Origin of the sequence: Roseinatronobacter bogoriensis DSM 18756, from assembly GCF_004366635.1 — a bacterium.
Lineage (GTDB): Bacteria > Pseudomonadota > Alphaproteobacteria > Rhodobacterales > Rhodobacteraceae > Roseinatronobacter > Roseinatronobacter bogoriensis.
Genome location: NZ_SORN01000005.1, coordinates 1 through 15,569 on the forward strand (window position 1 = coordinate 1; position 15,569 = coordinate 15,569).

Here is a 15,569-nt window from a genome sequence, read left to right on the forward strand (position 1 = left end):
TAGGAAAACTTTCATAAAAATGGTTCCGTAGCGGAAACCGTATAACCTAAGGAAAGCGATGACAAGAACCCTTTCAAGTTGCCTGACCCGACCTTTCCGTGATTCAGAACAGCGTTGTCGCAGACCCCTGATGGTTGAGGAAACACTTCGCCAATCCATCCGGCGGGGAGGTCGCTATGACCAAGACATCACCCGCTCGTGAATGAACCACGAATTGATCCAGCTAATCGCATCTGAATTCCGGGTGGGTTTGGCAAAGCCTCTCAAGCTTCCCACTTGCGCGCGTATCGTGCTCAACTTGGCCGTGACAACCAGTTCGACCGCATCTTTGTAGCAAGCGTTTCGGGCAGCCATGCGGAGATTGGCCCGGAACGGGTTGGCATCAATTTAAATACTGTAAGCTGAAATCTGTCGCTGCGCCTGATATTGTCGAACGGCGCGCGTGAATGCCCGACAACAGGTTAACGTCTGGAAGGTAAATGACAAGAAGGGCCTGCTCCACGCCGTGGCGTTGTTCAAGCAGGCCCATCCCAATTATCTTATGTACCCCTATGCGCCCTCAGGGCGTGGCGCTCGCAGTGGCGGTCGACATCCTCGGCAATAACGTGGCCGCATGACGGCAAGGCGTTGTGCGAGAAGACCCGGCGACCACCCGGCCCGAGAGGGGGCAGCCATGCCATCAATACGGGCCGTGGCAGATCAACTGGTGTCTAGAAGTCAACGAACTCACCTCCAACCGCCTGTTGGGCCGAAGCAGCTTTGTGAGTCGCCTGCTTGAAGGCAGCTGCGGGTTTGCTGTCGCGGGCAACCTCAGAACGAACCACTTGGAGTTGTGATCTGGAGGCGGGGGCGAGACGAAAGCCCTCTAGCTCGCGTTGCAGGTTCTCTGCCTGTCTTTGCAGGGAATTGGCTGCAGCGTTGGTTTCTTCCGCAACAGCTGCATTCTGCTGGGTTACCTGATCCAGCTGACCGACCCCGGAATTGATCTCGCCAAGGCCCGTCGACTGTTCAGCAGCAGCACCGGCGATTGCGGAAACCTGTTCCGATACCTCGATCGCCTTGCGCAGGATTTCCTCCAGGCTCTGGCCGGTCTTGTCAACAAGGGCCGAACCGGTCTCGACCTGCATCGTGCTTTCGGAGATCAGGGCCTTGATTTCGCGCGCCGAGTCAGAGGCGCGCTGGGCCAGCCCCCGAACCTCCGATGCAACCACGGCAAAACCGCGACCTGCGTCGCCCGCGCGCGCGGCCTCGACACCGGCATTGAGCGCCAGCAAATTCGTCTGGAAAGCGATATCATCAATCACGCCGATGATCCGGCTTATCTGCTCGGACGACTTCTCGATTTTCTTCATCGCACCAACCGCATCGCGCACCACATCGGCGCCGGACTTTGCGATCATCCGGTTCTCTTCCGAAACCTCTTGGGCATTGCGGGCGCGAGATGCCGTCAAGCGCACGCTTTCGGTCAGTTGATTGAGCGCTGCGGCCGACTGTTCAAGTGTCGCGGCCTGAGTTTCCGCACGCGCCGACAAATCTTGCGCTGCGGCGGTGATTTCCTCGGACCCCGAGCGCACATTCACCGCCACATCCGAGACACGCGACAAGGTTGAAGACATGGTCGATGTGACGCTGTTGAAGGCTTCGCGCAGAGCGTCGTATTCTTGGGGGAAGGGGTCGTCCGCGGGGCTGTCAATGGTATGTGCGACATCACCCTGTGCCAGCTTGTTCAGGCCCTCGCTAATGTCGCGCACGACACGCGCCTGCGTTTTGACCTGGGTTTCACGAATGGCCGCTGCTTCGGCCTGCGCCTGTTTTGCGCGGGCTTCCTCTTCGATCTTTTGCAGCGCATTCTCCTTGAAGACGCTCAGGGCGCGGGACACCTGCGCAAGATCGCCGGTGCCGACATCGCCGGTGATGACAACGTCAAGATCGCCTTCTGCGAGTCTGCGCGTCTGATTGACCGTTGCCGTCAGTCGGCGTGACAGGATGATTGACAGGAACGTGCCCATCGCCGCCGCGATGAGAGAGGCGAGAACCACCCCACTCAGGATGGAGTTGATGACAGACTGGGTCGTGTCTTGGATATGTTCCGACTGTGCTTGCCGTGCCGCCAGAGTCTCAATGCGGATATCGGCCATGACGCGGTTTACATCCTCGGTGGTTGCTACCACCGTTGCCAATGCGGCAGCACTTGCGGCAACGACGCCTTCGCCCTCGGCCGCGTTTGTCCAGAATTCCGCAGTGCCGCGCTGTGCGCTTGCAAGCAGGCTGCGTTCGTCGCCGGTCAAGCGGGTCGCTGCGATCTGGCTCAGCAGGGATGTGGTGGTGTCATAGGGTGCGCGCGCAGACCGGAATTCCTCGGCATTGCCTGACGTGAAAAAGCGGTCGATCCGGGCACGCGTAATCAGAAAGCTCTCGGACGCCTGTAGTGCAAGGTAGGCAAGCTCGCTCTCGCCACGTGCACCGAGTGATTCGTTGAGCCTGCCGATTGCACGCCGGCCTTCGATACCTGTACGTTCCACCTCTTGCATCAGTTCTATGCGGCGGTCAAAAAGCGGGATGAAGGCCTCTGTTTCTTCGAGATGCCGAATCTTCAGCGCCACCATACGGCGCGATGCCACGATGCCCGCGTCCTCAAGTGTCCGGGCCCGTTCGAGGACATCCTGCATTGCATCAACGATCTTCTCACCGGTTGCGCCTTCATGGCGATCAATGAATCTTTCGATCGACATGCCAGCCTGGCCAATGGCGGCCGCGAGATCAGATGAATTGACCGAGATCTGAGCCGCATCCCCGAATTCCTGGAAGAGGCTTTCCATATAATTCAGCCGATTCCAGCTGAAGACTGCCAATGCGGCAAAAAGGAACACAACGATCGCAAAGCCGATTGCGATCTGGGTTCCGAACTTGATGTTGTTGAGCATGTTCATCCTCGATTTTTGGTTTCAGGCCGATGGAAAGCGCAGGTTTTCACCCGCTCACCCCATGCCTCCGGTTGCAGCATATGTCTGAATGTCTGAAGAATCGGTTGATCGGTCTGATGCAAGAAAACCGGGATCGACCGGGTGTACGGGCGTCTTGAAGACGGCAAGGGTGGTTACAAGGTCATCCGCCTTGTCGGTGATACCCTGAACCAGTGTCAGCGTGTGCCCAACCGCCGACTGGGTCTTGCTGGTCAGTTTTTCCGAGCGCTCGAGATTCGCGCGCGCCTGCATAAGGTCATTGTTTTGGTTTTGCGAGCTGATGACGATCCGGTCGATCAGTTCACGAATGCGCTGCGCACGCTTTACGATCTGCGACAGTGATTCGCCGGTTTTTCCAACCAGATCCGATCCCGATTTGACCTGAGTTTCGCTTTCGGAAATCAACGCGCGGATCTCGCGTGCCGAAACCGTTGCCCGGTCGGCAAGACCGCGCACTTCGGTCGCGACAACGGCAAAACCTTTGCCGGCGTCGCCAGCACGAGCCGCTTCAACCCCGGCGTTAAGCGCCAGAAGGTTTGTCTGAAAAGCGATCTCCTCAATCACGCCGATAATGCGGGTGATCTGGCTTGCGCTTTTTTCGATTGCATCCATGGCGGTGATCGCCTGTTGCACCACATCCCCGCCCATTTCGGCCAGAGACTGGTTCTCGCGGCTTTCGATCTCGGCTTCGCGCGCCGTCTCAAGGCTCGTCGTCATCGTTCCGATCACGCTTTCAAGCACTCTGGCGTTGTCTGACATCGTAACGGCCTGCGCATTGGCGCTGTCATGCACATCCTGCGTTGCCCGTTTGATCTCGGATGCATCCCCGCGGACGATACCGGAAATACCGTCGACGCGTTCGATCAGGTCATCCAGCTGATGCAGCGTGTTGTTGAAGGCACTGCGCAAGACATCGTATTCTGCGGGGAAGGGGGCATGAGCGGGGCTGTCAATTGGCTTCGACAGATCGCCTCGGGCAAGGCGGATCAGCCCGGCTTCGATTTCGGTGACGACCCTTTGTTGCTCGTTCATGCGCAGAGTACGATCATGCGTGTCCGCCTCATGCTGTGCAAACCGTTGCTGACGCTGGATTTCCGCTTCCTTCAGCGCGGATTCGGCCGTTTCCTTGTCCGTTGCTGCCTGCCTGAGGGCCCGGACAAGCATAATGCCGATGCTGATCAGTGCAGCCGCCTCGACCAGCAATATGACGGCATGCAAGACCGCACGGCCAAGGTCTGCCTCCCCCAAAAACACCGCGCCGGGCATCAGGAAAGTCAAGGACAGGTGATGCACTGCGACAATGGCGGTGAAGGTCACGATCGCGTGCCAGTTGCAATAGACCGCAAGCACCGCCAAAGCGGCAAAGAACTGCATGTGCATGTCGGGTTGCCACGGGTGGCCCTCGAACCTGTAGACAATCAACGCCACCGCAATGGCAAGGGCCGCCGCGCTGGTCAGTTGGTTCCGCTCTGACCCGGGGGCATTTAGATAGTCCAGCATGTTGATCGCTGCCAGCGCCGCAATCGCCAGCAGGACCGTCCATTCGTTCTGGCCTGTCAGGACATTGATCGCGAGAGCCTGGATTGCCATGCCCCATAGCAGGATCATGACCCAGAAGGTCCCTGATCTGCGCAGCTTCAAAAGTGCTAGTGGCGGTGCGTCGTTCATCAGTTTGATTCCTTTACTGGCGCGCAGGTCGGCGGTGCATTGGCCGCAATCCTGAGGGCGCGGCCTACTTTCCATGTGTTCATAATCCGGCGGGTTGCCGGTGCTGCGTCGTCAAGCGCAAGCAAGACAAGCCGCCCGTTCCAACCGAGGTCGTATAGCGGCACGTCCAGGGCCGCTGCGTCGCCCAGAATTTCGTGAGCGGGCACCCATGGGGGGAAGACCAATGCCGCAAAGCGATCATCTTCCGATGGGGCAAGACGCAGGACAACCAGGCCGAGCAGACCGACCGCTCCAAGCAAAACGGCGGGGCCGGTGGAATGAAGCGGATCGGTTGCTTTCACATATGAAGATTTTGTTTCGACCATATGCCGACCTTTCAGTTGAACAGTTCGATCTGTTGCGTGCTTGCTGAACGCGGCGTTTCCACGGGGAGGGTTTTTTGGGGGTCCAGCCGCTGGATGCGGACAAGGCCGGTCGTTGGCCAGAACCGCAGGCGCCGGGCCAGCTGGCCGCCGACATCGCGCGCGACAACCGGAATGCCCTCTGTGGTTAGGAATTTTTCAGCTGCAAGCGCATTGCTGCGTCCAATATCGGGCAGATTTGGCATGATGCGCGCGCCACCAAACAGCTTTGCTTCCAGCCGTCGCTTATGTGCGCCTGCACGCAACAGCGAGTTGATCAGAACCTCAATCGCGGCGGCGGCATAGCGAATGTCTGATGGTCCATTGCCGGCGTCGGGCAGTAGAAAGTGATTCGCACCGCCAATTTTTAACACCGGGTCGTAAATGCATGCAGCGACGCAAGACCCAAGGAGTGTTGTGATCGTCAGGTTGTGGTCATTGGAGACGGCATGTTCGCCCTGAATAATGCTGCGCGTCGTGTTCTGCGCCGAGGTCATTTCACAAAACCTTCGACTCGTGAGAGTGCCGCCCGGCCTGCCAGCAAGGCAGGGGCAATTCGGTCAAGCGGCAGCACAACTGCCGCGCCACCGCGTTGGATGGCGGCTTGCGGCATGCCCCAGATCACCGATGTTTCCTTGTCCTGCGCAATGGTATAGGCGCCGTTGGCCCTTAAGTTTACCATGCCATCCGCCCCGTCAGCCCCCATTCCTGTCAGAAGACAGGCCGAGATGCGGTGACGTCCGCCCAGTTGTGCAAGACTGTCGAACAGAACATCGATTGACGGCCTGTGGCCAGAGACCTCTGGCGCATCCAACAGCCGCGCTCTCAGGCCAGCCCTGCTGATCAGCCCGAGGTGGCGCTCGGAATCTGTTGCCACATAGACATGGCCACGATGGATCGCGCCGCCGTCGATCGCCCCGACGACCCTTGGGGCAACAATCCGGTCAAGTCGCCGGACTAGCCCGTCGGCAAAGCCCGGACGGATGTGCTGGACCACCAGCGTCGGGGGGCAATCCTCTGGAAACTCCAAGAGGATTTTCTCGATTGCAACAATTCCACCGGTTGACCCTGCGATAGCGATGATTTCCGGTGCTTTCGCAGGGTCGCGCTGCGGCACTACCTGAGTGATAGGCCCTGGCGATGGCACACGTCTTGGAGGGCCGGGCGGGTTACCGGTTGCGGCGGCACTGCTTGGTGCAAGCGCGTCGACAAGGCTGGTCGCGTCATTCGGGCCAACGACCCTGAAACAGCGATAGGACAGGCTGCTCATCGGGGTTTCGCCGTGAATCACCAGCTCCGCGCCGATCATGTCAAACAGGCTTGCCAGGGCCGTGAACTCGCGCATCTGGGCGAATTCGACGGCAAGGGCAACATAGGCAGGCATCAGACTTTCGGTCTGGCGATACAGCTCTGCGACCGTCGACGCACCGTGACCCCGTAGCGCCGGGTGGCTGGCACAAGCCTGCAAGATCATTTCCCGGCGCAGGCTGTTGGGATCTGCAACAAGCAAGTTTCGGGTTTGAGAACTGTTCATCTAGGGACTCGCATGTAGGGGGTGCATCGATTGAACCGCCAGCATTGCGCCAAAGTGTTAAAAACCCATTGCCTGAAAAAACTTCTGTTGGTGCTGGTCCGGAGCGGGTTGGGTGAAAGGGATTGTTAAGACGGTGCTGGTAACGATTCGGGAAATCGCATGAAGACGGGCTGATCAGCAGACCCGGGACCGTGCGTTTCGTCAAAGTCAGAAGGGAGTGCGTTGGTGTCCGGGATATCATTGCCAGAAAATCTAGATCTTGGGGGTGCTTCGGCTTTTGCCGAGCAGCTTCTTGGTTTGCGCGGCGAAAACCTGGGGCTTGATGCGTCGGCTGTGCAGCGTCTTAGCGGCGTTGGGCTGGAAGTGTTGGTTGCTGCAGCCCTGCAGTGGCGCGCCGATGGCAAGGCCCTTGAAATCATCGGTTGGTCAGAGGCCGCCTTGCAGGCGTTGGAAACGCTGGGCGCCAGCCCTTCCGAATTGTTCGATGAGGTCTGATATGTCGGTTCGCATTCTTGCCATTGATGATTCCCCAACCATCCGCGGTATTGTCGGTCGGGCCTTGAAAGGCGCGGGTTTTGAAGTGTTCACCGCCGTGGATGGGGTGGATGGGCTGGGCGCGCTGACAGATGCCGACCCGCACCTTATCATCACCGATGTCAACATGCCCCGAATGGACGGATTCGGCGTGATCGAAGGTGTGCGCGCCTCGGTCGAATACGCGTCGGTGCCGATTCTGGTGCTGACCACCGAAAGCGGCGCGGACCTGAAGGCGCGTGCGCGCAAGGCCGGGGCGACCGGATGGATCGTCAAACCCTTCGAAGATGCCCAGCTAATTGCGATTATTGACAAAGTTTTGGGAAGGTAACGCCAATGTCGGACATGGACGAATTTCTCGAAATGTTCTTTGCCGAATGCGACGAACTGCTGGAATCCGTCGCAACCGGCCTGCGCCAGATAGACGAAGGCACCTGCGAGATGGAAACGGTTCATGCCGTATTCCGTGCCGTCCATTCCATAAAGGGGGGGGCTGCTGCCTTTGGTCTTGGCGAACTTGTCGATTTTGCCCACAAGTTCGAGACTGCGCTGGACCTGCTGCGATCGGATGCGCTGGATGCCACGCCGCAGGTCATGTCGGTGTTTCATCGTTCGTCGGATTGTCTGGCAGATCTGGTATCTTCGGCGCGCTTGTCAGATGGTTCGGAACATGCCGGCAAGGACGACCTTCTGGCAGAGCTTGACGCCCTCATCGGTCGCGAGGAAGAGGTCGAAGGCGAGATCGAGTTCGTTCCCACAGCGATCGATTTCGGTGATTTCGGCGGCCCTGTCGTAGCGGAAGGCTATATAATAGAATTCGAGCCCGATCTTGATTTGTATCGAAGCGGCAATGATCCCTGCGCCTTGATCCGTGCGCTTGAAAAACTTGGCCGGACCGAGGTGCGCATCAATACGGACAAGGTGCCTGTCCTGTCCGAATGGTCAAAGGAAAACCCGGCCCTGAATTGGGAAATCACGCTCTATACCGATGCAACCGAAGCAGAGGTTGCTGCGGTTTTCGAGTTTGTCGAGGATTGTTGCAAGCTGTCGATTTCGCAACTTGAGCCGCTGGCCGAGGTTGACCTTGGCGAAGCCGTTGAGGAGCAGATCGATCCCGAGGCGGAGATGATCCCTGTTGGGGAGAACGACGGCCCGCTCGTAGACAATCAAGGCGCGCCATCCGCCCCGCGTCTTGAAACACCAGCAGACGGACGCCCCCCAAAACAGACCGATGCTGCCGCGACGGCCACGATCCGCGTCAGTCTCGACCGTGTCGACAAGCTGATGAACATGATCGGAGAACTGGTCATCAAAGAGGCGATGCTGACCCAGGTCGTGCAGACAGCGGGTCTTGCGACCGAACCCGAGGTCGTCGGCGCGCTGGACGGGTTGCGGCAACTGGCAGGGGACATTCAGGAAAGCGTGATGGCCATTCGTGCCCAACCGCTCAAACAGGTGTTCCAACGCATGCACCGCATCTTGCGCGAAGCTGCCGAGGCTACGGGCAAACAGGTTCGCCTTGTGACTGTGGGCGAGCAGACGGAAGTCGACAAGACGATGGTCGAGCGCCTGATCGACCCCTTGACGCATATGATCCGCAATTCGGTCGATCACGGGCTGGAAGATGCCCTGACCCGCCAGCGCAACGGCAAACCGCAAGAAGGCACGATCACGCTTTCGGCTGCCCATAAATCTGGCCGTGTCCAGATCGAGGTTACCGATGATGGTGGCGGCATCGACCGGCCAAAAATACGCCAGATTGCAGAGGACAAGGGGCTTGTTGCCCCCGGTGCCGCGCTGACGCCGGGTGAGGTTGACTCGCTTCTCTTTCTTCCCGGGTTTTCCTCGAAAGACGCGGTCTCGGCCCTGTCGGGACGCGGTGTTGGCCTGGATGTTGTGCGCCGTGAAATCATGGCGCTGGGCGGTCGGGTGATGATCTCTTCGGTCGAAGGCAAGGGCACCACTTTCACGATTACACTGCCGCTGACCCTCGCAGTGCTGGAAGGCATGCTGATCCAGTTGAACGACCAGACCATGGTGCTGCCCATCACCGCTGTCCAGGAAACGCTGCGCCCTGATCAGGCTTCGGTGCATTACATAGGGTCGGGTGGTCGCGCCCTTGCAAACCGTGGCAAACTGATCCCGATCATCGATCTTGGCTGCAGTTTCGGGCTGCGCGACGCTCCGGGCAATCTGGAGGACGGGGTTCTGATCGTGGTCGAGACCGACAACCACAAACGCGCGGCTTTTCAGGTCGACGCCATTTTCGACCAGCGCCAGGTCGTCATCAAAAGCCTTGAAGAAAACTATGGCCGCGTGGCCGGTGTTTCCGCCGCCACCATCCTTGGCGACGGAAAGATCGCTCTCATCATTGATCCCGAGGAAATCATCATGTCCACAACATCCGAGCCCGCCCGAGACCGCGTGGCGCTCATAGCAGTAGGTTGACACATGCTACAGACAATTATTGACAATGTTATGGGCAAGCACGAAGCCATCGCCTTCAAACTTGCCGATCAGGATTTCTGCATCGATATCGGGCTTGTCCGCGAAATCCGCGGTTGGTCGCCAACCACGGTGCTTCCCCATGCACCCGACTATGTGCGCGGGGTCATCAACCTGCGGGGGGCGGTCGTCACTGTGATCGATCTGTCTGCCCGCCTTGGTTTCGGCCTTTCGGAACCCACGCACAGGCATGTGGTCATCATCGCCATGTATGAAGGCCGGATCGTCGGTTTGCTTGCCGATCTGGTGTCGGACATCGTCACCATCAGTGATGACTCGATCCAGGCCGTGCCGGATATTGCCTCTGATCCGGCGCATGAGTTTATCTCGGGGATGATCACCTTCGAAGATGGGCGCATCCTGCGCAAGATCGACCTCAAGCAGCTTCTGCCAGATGTCCCGCAAACGGGCGGCTAGGGACCGATATGCTTGAAACCTTGCCCCCCATGTCTGCAAAACAATTCGCGCGCCTTGCGCGGATTGTTCATGAAGATACCGGGATATACCTTGCCGAAACAAAGCGTGGGCTGCTATCTGCCCGGATCAACCGGCGCCTGCGGGCGCTGCGACTGGCCGATTACAGTGCTTATTGCGACATGCTGGACCAGCCAGATAGCGCCGAAGAGCGGCGCGCCTTGCTGGTTGCAATCACCACGAATGTCACGGCCTTCTTTCGCGAGGCACATCACTTCGACTTTCTTGCGCAGCAGGTGCTTCCACCGCTTCTGGCAAAGGCGAGATCAGGCGGTCGGGTGCGGCTCTGGTCGGCTGCCTGCTCTTCGGGCGAAGAGGCTTATTCCATCGCCATGACCGTGTTGGAAGCAATCCCCGATGCCGCGCGTCACGATATTCGGATACTTGCGACCGACATCGACCCCGACATGGTCTTAAAGGCACGGGCCGGTCGCTACTCCGAAGAAAGGTTGCATGGGCTTTCCTCCGCGCGGCGCGCAAAGTTCTTCACTGCTGCGCCAGACGGCTTAGCCATTCGGCCCGAAGTGTCCGAATTGCTGCGTTTTGGCGAGCTGAACCTTCACAAGTCCTGGCCTTTCTCGGGACGGTTCGACGTGATCTTCTGCCGCAATGTGGTGATTTATTTTGACGTACCGATGCGGCAAAACCTGTGGGGCCGCTTCGCCTCGGTTCTCAATCCCGAAGGCTATCTGATGATTGGCCATTCTGAACGCATAGACGGCCCCGCCGCAAACAGATTCCGCGCCGTTGGAACGACCGCATACAAGGTTGCGCAAGACCGCGCTGACCAATCAAATTGAAGGAAATCAACTATGCCCCTTAAATCCCAGCTTCATGTTATGGTGGTCGATGACATGAGCGTTAGCCGTGGTTTGATCGAACAGGCCCTTGATTGGGCCGGGATTAACAAGGTCCAGTACGAGTCCAATGGCGAAAGGGCGTTGGCGCGCCTGGTGGCGGCACCGGTGCATCTGGTAATCTCGGATTACAACATGCCCGGCATGGACGGGATCAGCCTGCTTGAAAACCTGCGCATGAACAAATCGACACAGCGCATCGGGTTCATTCTTGTGACTGGAACCGCCAGCCGAGAGTTGGTCGAACGCGGCAAGACAGCAGGCATGAACAATTTCATCGCAAAGCCTTTTACCAAAGAGGCGATGCTGCGATGCATTGAACTGGTCACGGGTAAATTGACATGAAGGCATCTGTCACGGCAGTGCTTAGCGACATGCCATCGGGCCAAGGGCGCGTTCCGGTGGCCGAGGTTCTTGGTCGAATGGCCCGTGAGCTTGAACTGCTCGCCGGGAATATGGCCCAGGTTGATGCCCTGCTTGATCAAGTCCTAGCCGAGGCCCATACAGTCGATCATGTAGCCTTGCAGCAGGTTGACCGCCTCCGTCAAGAAACCGAGGGTTTGCAGCATTTCGTCGAAGCACTGGCCACAACACTACATCCCGACGGTTCTTGCGACCCGGTGCTTGCAACTCGCGTGTTAAAGTTGCGCGCCCAGGTTCTGCGATTGCAAGGACAAGCGGTAGAATCCGCTTCGAATGACCTGTGGTGAACGCGGAGATGCGAAGATATTTCATCATGCCGGGGCCGTAGGGCGAGGTGTTGAGGGGAACTGAGAACCGATCTGGCATCGTCACCGAAAGCTGTCTGCCTTGGTGCTTTGTTCTGCGCGATGTGATGGCAAGGTGGCGCTCTCTTGCCCCTTGCTTTCGCCGTTTCGAAATTGGCCTTGGTGACGCTGCTGTCCTGGCCGGTTGCCATGAAAGGGCCAAGGGTGCGCCATTCGACCCAGCCGGTGCACCATTGGGCCAACGCCGTTGGTGCGTGCAGCGTTGGAGGCGGCGATTGCAAAAACCGGTGGCCATTGGGGCTTTTAGAGCTTTCCAGCCCAAGCGTCGAAGCGGTGTTTGATGGTGATGAGGGCGGTGCGTGCAGAGAGTTTATTGAGCAGGTGATGCGAGTTGGATAAGCAAACAGCCGACCAAAAACTTTTTTGCGATCCGCTGCACTCAGCCGTTGGAAAAGGTGACGCTTCAAGCCATCGCTCTTTCAGAGCGTGAACCCCGTCATATGACAGAAACCAGTGAGGGGTGCACCACACACCGCTTCGGCGCCGCGCATATTTATCGACACGCTCGACCCAAAGCGACTGGACGGATTTTCAGTGGCATGCGTCTATGCAGTCATTCACCCGCATAAAAGAAGTCAGCTTGCGGCAATGACGGCGGAGGCAGTGCTGACTCCCTTTTGACGGCGGGGGCAGTGCTGACGCCCTTGTCAATCAGAACCTGTTCTCGCTGATTTGCGCATGCCGTTTTGTGCGGCTTGCGTTGGGACCAGAGCGCGCACAAGCTTTTGCATGTTCAGATAGCCGACATGAACGCCTACGCGATGCACCTCATAGCTCAGTGCGGTATCCCCTCCCGACAAAGCGATGACCGATTCAAGCGTAGCATCAGCATTGACCTTTCCCGCTATCTGCGCAGCGTCGGGCGGCGCGGTATCCATGATCGAGCGTACCCGCAACACACGGGCGCGATTGATATCGCTGATGAAATCCACGATGTAAGGGTCGCTGGGGTTCAGCAGTATCTCCTGTGGCTCGCCTTGCTGCACAACGATCCCATCTTTCAGGATGACAAGGTGATCTGCGAGCTTCAGCGCTTCATCAAGGTCATGGCTGATGAATACAATCGTCTTTTGCAATTCCTGCTGCAGTTCCAACAGCAAATCCTGCATGTCGGTGCGGATCAACGGATCTAGGGCGGAAAATGCTTCATCCATCAGCATGATCGGGGCATTCGAGGTTAGCGCGCGCGCAATTCCCACGCGCTGCTGCATACCACCGGAGAGTTGATGCGGATACTGCCCTTCCTGACCGCCAAGCCCCACGCGCGCCAGCCAGTCGCGCGCGTCCTGTTCATAGCCAGACCTGTCTTCGCCACGCACCGCGCGTGCCATGCCGGCATTGTCCAGAACGGTCTTGTGCGGCAGAAGTGCGAAATGCTGAAACACCATCGACATCTGCTTGCGCCGCATTTCGCGCAGGCGGGTTTCGCCAAATTTCAGGATATTCTCGCCATTCACAAGGATTTCGCCCGCAGTCGGTTCGATCAGCCGGTTCACATGGCGGATCAGGGTCGATTTGCCGGAACCTGATAGCCCCATGATGACTGTAATCTCGCCCGCCCGCATCTCGACATTGATGTCGCGCAGGCCAAGCACATGGCGGTGCTTGGTCATCAACTCGGATTTGCCCATGCCCGCGCGGACATGCTCCAGCGCGCGTATCGGCTGGCTGCCGAAGATTTTGTAGAGGTTGCGAATGGAGATGCTTGCACTCTGGCTCATCTGCGCTTCCGATCAATGACGTGGGACACTGGCGGCGGCATTGACCCGCGCCAGGGCCGCTTTCGTGACGCGGTCAAGGATGACCGCCAGCAGAACGATCCCAAGCCCGGCCATCAGTCCGACACCCAGTTCCAGATTGCGGATGCCGCGCAGGACCAGAACACCCAGACCGGGGGCCGAAACAAGCGAGGCAATCACCACCATCGCAAGGCTCATCATGATGGTCTGGTTGACGCCCGCCATGATGTTGGGCAGCGCAAGCGGGATCTGCACCCGGATCAGTTTCTGGTGGCGGGTCATGCCAAAAGCTTCGGCGGCCTCGATCACGTCCTTGTCTACCAGTCGGATGCCCAGATCGGTCAACCGGATCACGGGCACGATGGCATAGAGAATGATCGCAATCCCATATAGCTTTGGTTCTGTCACGGAAAACAGGAAGATCAGCGGGATCAGATAGACGAATGTGGGCAGTGTTTGCAGCATGTCCAGCACGGGGATCATCAGGCGCTGCAAGCGGTTGCTGCGCGACATGGCTATCCCCACCGGCACCCCCATGACCACACACAGGAAGGCGCAGACGAAGATGATGGCCAGTGTCTGCATCGCAAACACATAATGGTCTACAAACAGCAAAAAGCCCATCACTGCGGCGACCAGTGTGACCAATGCCACTGATCGGCCCGCAACCCAGACGACTGTCAGCAGAACCAGCAGCATCAACCACCACGGCGTATTGACCGCGACGAACAGCGCCGTCTCCAGCGCCCAGCTTAGCGGTTGGGTTAATGGGTCCAGCACATATTTCAGGCTTTCGCGGATATTCAGAAACCCGGTTTCCAGCGATTTGGTCAGGTCGCGTGAGCGGGGGATGGCGGCACAGGCTTTGTGCAATTCGTCAAGCGAAGGAAAGGGCAGCGACCAGATCGCGGACCAGTCAAACCCGCTGCCCGGCTCGGCCGGGGCAGAGCCGCGCGCCATCAATTCGGCCATGGTCATCGGGCCGGAGCGTTCCGGTTCGCCGCACCAGTTCCGCAGACCCAACCCGTCGAAGATGAAGTTGTAAGTCGTCACCTTGGCCCCCTTAGCGCTGAATTTGCGGGTCCGAGGCCACGCACTGGCGGCCCCGGACGGTTCACGGCGATGGCTTAGCGGAAAATCGCGGCCAGACGTTCGGCTGCCGTTTCATTGACCCAGTCCTGCCAGACGTCTTGCTGTGTTGTCAGGAAATGCACGGCCGCTTCCTCGCTTGAGGCGCTGTTGATATCCTGCCATGCCAGAAGCTCGCTCAGCGATTGTGAGGTGAAAGAGATATTGCTGACAAGTTCAAAGGCGTCCGGGTTGCGCTCGGCAAAATCGGCTGTCACCACGGTCAGGACGGGCGCTGCGGGAAAGGCGGAAATGCCCGGTGTCGCGCAATCGACAGTCTGGTTGCATTCGTGGATTTCCGGAACATGCGGCCCCATGTCTATCGCGACCATGCCATACCGACCAAGCACGGCTGTCGGCCCATACATATAGCCGAAGAACGGCTCGCGGTTCTCGTAGGCAGTGGCCATGGCTGCCGCCAGAGTTTCGCCTGATCCGTGATTGAACACGTCCATCCCGGCGCCCTCGAAGTCATGCGCGATAATCAGATTGTCATTGGCGATGCGGCAGCCCCAGCCATCAGGGCAGTTATGAAACCGCCCGCCAACCAGTTCGGGATTGGCAAGAACGCCTTCAAGCGTGGCCAGTTGCGGGTGTTCTTCGATCAGATAATCCGGGACAAACCAGTTTTCTGTACCCCCGTCCGAGAATACATCAGCCGCTTTGCGCACCCGGCCTTCGGCTTCCAGCCGCGTGTAAAGTGGTGCGGAGTTGATCCAGAGTTCCGGCACGACATCCGGTTCATTGTTTTCTGCCAGAGAGGTGATCGCGGTCGTGGTTGCGGATGGCACCAGCGTGACCTCGCAGCCATAGCCCTGAACCAGCAGGAATTCCGTGACCTTCGTAATGATCGAGGCCGAGGCCCAGTTCATTTCCGCAACCGACACGCGCCCGCAATCGGCAAGCGCAACAGTGGGCATAGCGAGGCCCGCAAAGGCCGTGGCGACAAGTGTTTTCTTCATTGTTCAGTCTCCCTGT

At 58.5% G+C, this 15,569-nt stretch carries 15 protein-coding genes; 7 read left to right on the forward strand and 8 right to left on the reverse strand.

What is annotated here, in order from left to right; genetic code table 11:
* Positions 1-710: 710 nt before the first annotated feature.
* From EV660_RS11710 to EV660_RS11725, 5 genes are read right to left on the reverse strand one after another with little or no spacing between them, the layout of a single operon-like run.
* Positions 711-2,924 carry a methyl-accepting chemotaxis protein gene (locus EV660_RS11710; RefSeq protein WP_157798918.1) on the reverse strand — a complete coding sequence of 738 codons (2,214 nt, stop codon included), beginning with the start codon at positions 2,922-2,924 and terminating at the stop codon, positions 711-713.
* A 54-nt stretch (positions 2,925-2,978) separates the two neighbouring features.
* Positions 2,979-4,631: a methyl-accepting chemotaxis protein gene (locus EV660_RS11715; protein WP_071480192.1), complete on the reverse strand. Its 1,653-nt coding sequence runs from the start codon at positions 4,629-4,631 to the stop codon at positions 2,979-2,981.
* Entirely contained in the window at positions 4,631-4,996 is a 366-nt protein-coding gene (locus tag EV660_RS18640) for a hypothetical protein (RefSeq protein ID WP_071480193.1), read from the reverse strand. The genes EV660_RS11715 and EV660_RS18640 overlap by 1 nt, the downstream gene beginning before the upstream one ends.
* 11 nt (positions 4,997-5,007) lie before the next feature.
* The gene (locus EV660_RS11720) at positions 5,008-5,529 is read right to left on the reverse strand and encodes a chemotaxis protein CheD (RefSeq protein ID WP_071480194.1); all 522 of its coding nucleotides are present in this window, start codon (positions 5,527-5,529) and stop codon (positions 5,008-5,010) included.
* A complete protein-coding gene (locus EV660_RS11725; protein ID WP_084634790.1) occupies positions 5,526-6,566 on the reverse strand; it encodes a CheB methylesterase domain-containing protein in 1,041 nt (346 codons plus the stop codon). Before EV660_RS11725 ends, EV660_RS11720 begins: the two co-directional genes overlap by 4 nt.
* A gap of 225 nt (positions 6,567-6,791) precedes the next feature.
* Between EV660_RS11725 and EV660_RS11730 the strand changes: the two genes are divergently transcribed.
* From EV660_RS11730 to EV660_RS11760, 7 genes are read left to right on the forward strand one after another with little or no spacing between them, the layout of a single operon-like run.
* A complete protein-coding gene (locus EV660_RS11730) occupies positions 6,792-7,061 on the forward strand; it encodes an STAS domain-containing protein (protein ID WP_071481981.1) in 270 nt (89 codons plus the stop codon).
* Position 7,062: 1 nt separating this feature from the next.
* Positions 7,063-7,431 (forward strand): response regulator, encoded by a 369-nt coding sequence (locus tag EV660_RS11735; RefSeq protein WP_071480196.1) that lies wholly within the window; start codon positions 7,063-7,065, stop codon positions 7,429-7,431.
* 14 nt (positions 7,432-7,445) lie between these two features.
* Positions 7,446-9,548: a chemotaxis protein CheA gene (locus tag EV660_RS11740; RefSeq protein WP_071481982.1), complete on the forward strand. Its 2,103-nt coding sequence runs from the start codon at positions 7,446-7,448 to the stop codon at positions 9,546-9,548.
* A 3-nt stretch (positions 9,549-9,551) separates the two neighbouring features.
* A complete protein-coding gene (locus tag EV660_RS11745) occupies positions 9,552-10,022 on the forward strand; it encodes a chemotaxis protein CheW (RefSeq protein ID WP_071480197.1) in 471 nt (156 codons plus the stop codon).
* A 29-nt stretch (positions 10,023-10,051) separates the two neighbouring features.
* Entirely contained in the window at positions 10,052-10,879 is an 828-nt protein-coding gene (locus EV660_RS11750) for a CheR family methyltransferase (protein ID WP_084635085.1), read from the forward strand.
* A 12-nt stretch (positions 10,880-10,891) separates the two neighbouring features.
* Entirely contained in the window at positions 10,892-11,281 is a 390-nt protein-coding gene (locus EV660_RS11755) for a response regulator (protein WP_071480199.1), read from the forward strand.
* Positions 11,278-11,646 (forward strand): hypothetical protein, encoded by a 369-nt coding sequence (locus EV660_RS11760; RefSeq protein WP_071480200.1) that lies wholly within the window; start codon positions 11,278-11,280, stop codon positions 11,644-11,646. Before EV660_RS11755 ends, EV660_RS11760 begins: the two co-directional genes overlap by 4 nt.
* A 725-nt stretch (positions 11,647-12,371) precedes the next feature.
* Here EV660_RS11760 and EV660_RS11765 read toward each other — a convergent pair.
* The 3 genes from EV660_RS11765 to EV660_RS11775 all read right to left on the reverse strand — a co-directional run bounded on the left by EV660_RS11765 (position 12,372) and on the right by EV660_RS11775 (position 15,553).
* A complete protein-coding gene (locus tag EV660_RS11765; RefSeq protein ID WP_071480201.1) occupies positions 12,372-13,445 on the reverse strand; it encodes a betaine/proline/choline family ABC transporter ATP-binding protein in 1,074 nt (357 codons plus the stop codon).
* A gap of 12 nt (positions 13,446-13,457) precedes the next feature.
* Positions 13,458-14,516: an ABC transporter permease gene (locus EV660_RS11770; RefSeq protein WP_071480202.1), complete on the reverse strand. Its 1,059-nt coding sequence runs from the start codon at positions 14,514-14,516 to the stop codon at positions 13,458-13,460.
* 74 nt (positions 14,517-14,590) lie between these two features.
* A complete protein-coding gene (locus EV660_RS11775; protein ID WP_071480203.1) occupies positions 14,591-15,553 on the reverse strand; it encodes an ABC transporter substrate-binding protein in 963 nt (320 codons plus the stop codon).
* Positions 15,554-15,569: the final 16 nt, after the last annotated feature.

Coding starts and splice junctions, on each gene's coding strand:
- EV660_RS11745 (WP_071480197.1), top strand. CDS start 9,552: ATGCTACAGACAATTATTGACAATGTTATGGGCAAGCACGAAGCCATC.
- EV660_RS11710 (WP_157798918.1), bottom strand. CDS start 2,924: ATGCTCAACAACATCAAGTTCGGAACCCAGATCGCAATCGGCTTTGCG.
- EV660_RS11735 (WP_071480196.1), top strand. CDS start 7,063: ATGTCGGTTCGCATTCTTGCCATTGATGATTCCCCAACCATCCGCGGT.
- EV660_RS11775 (WP_071480203.1), bottom strand. CDS start 15,553: ATGAAGAAAACACTTGTCGCCACGGCCTTTGCGGGCCTCGCTATGCCC.
- EV660_RS11750 (WP_084635085.1), top strand. CDS start 10,052: ATGTCTGCAAAACAATTCGCGCGCCTTGCGCGGATTGTTCATGAAGAT.
- EV660_RS11740 (WP_071481982.1), top strand. CDS start 7,446: ATGGACGAATTTCTCGAAATGTTCTTTGCCGAATGCGACGAACTGCTG.
- EV660_RS11765 (WP_071480201.1), bottom strand. CDS start 13,445: ATGAGCCAGAGTGCAAGCATCTCCATTCGCAACCTCTACAAAATCTTC.
- EV660_RS11715 (WP_071480192.1), bottom strand. CDS start 4,631: ATGAACGACGCACCGCCACTAGCACTTTTGAAGCTGCGCAGATCAGGG.
- EV660_RS11760 (WP_071480200.1), top strand. CDS start 11,278: ATGAAGGCATCTGTCACGGCAGTGCTTAGCGACATGCCATCGGGCCAA.
- EV660_RS11755 (WP_071480199.1), top strand. CDS start 10,892: ATGCCCCTTAAATCCCAGCTTCATGTTATGGTGGTCGATGACATGAGC.
- EV660_RS11720 (WP_071480194.1), bottom strand. CDS start 5,529: ATGACCTCGGCGCAGAACACGACGCGCAGCATTATTCAGGGCGAACAT.
- EV660_RS18640 (WP_071480193.1), bottom strand. CDS start 4,996: ATGGTCGAAACAAAATCTTCATATGTGAAAGCAACCGATCCGCTTCAT.
- EV660_RS11725 (WP_084634790.1), bottom strand. CDS start 6,566: ATGAACAGTTCTCAAACCCGAAACTTGCTTGTTGCAGATCCCAACAGC.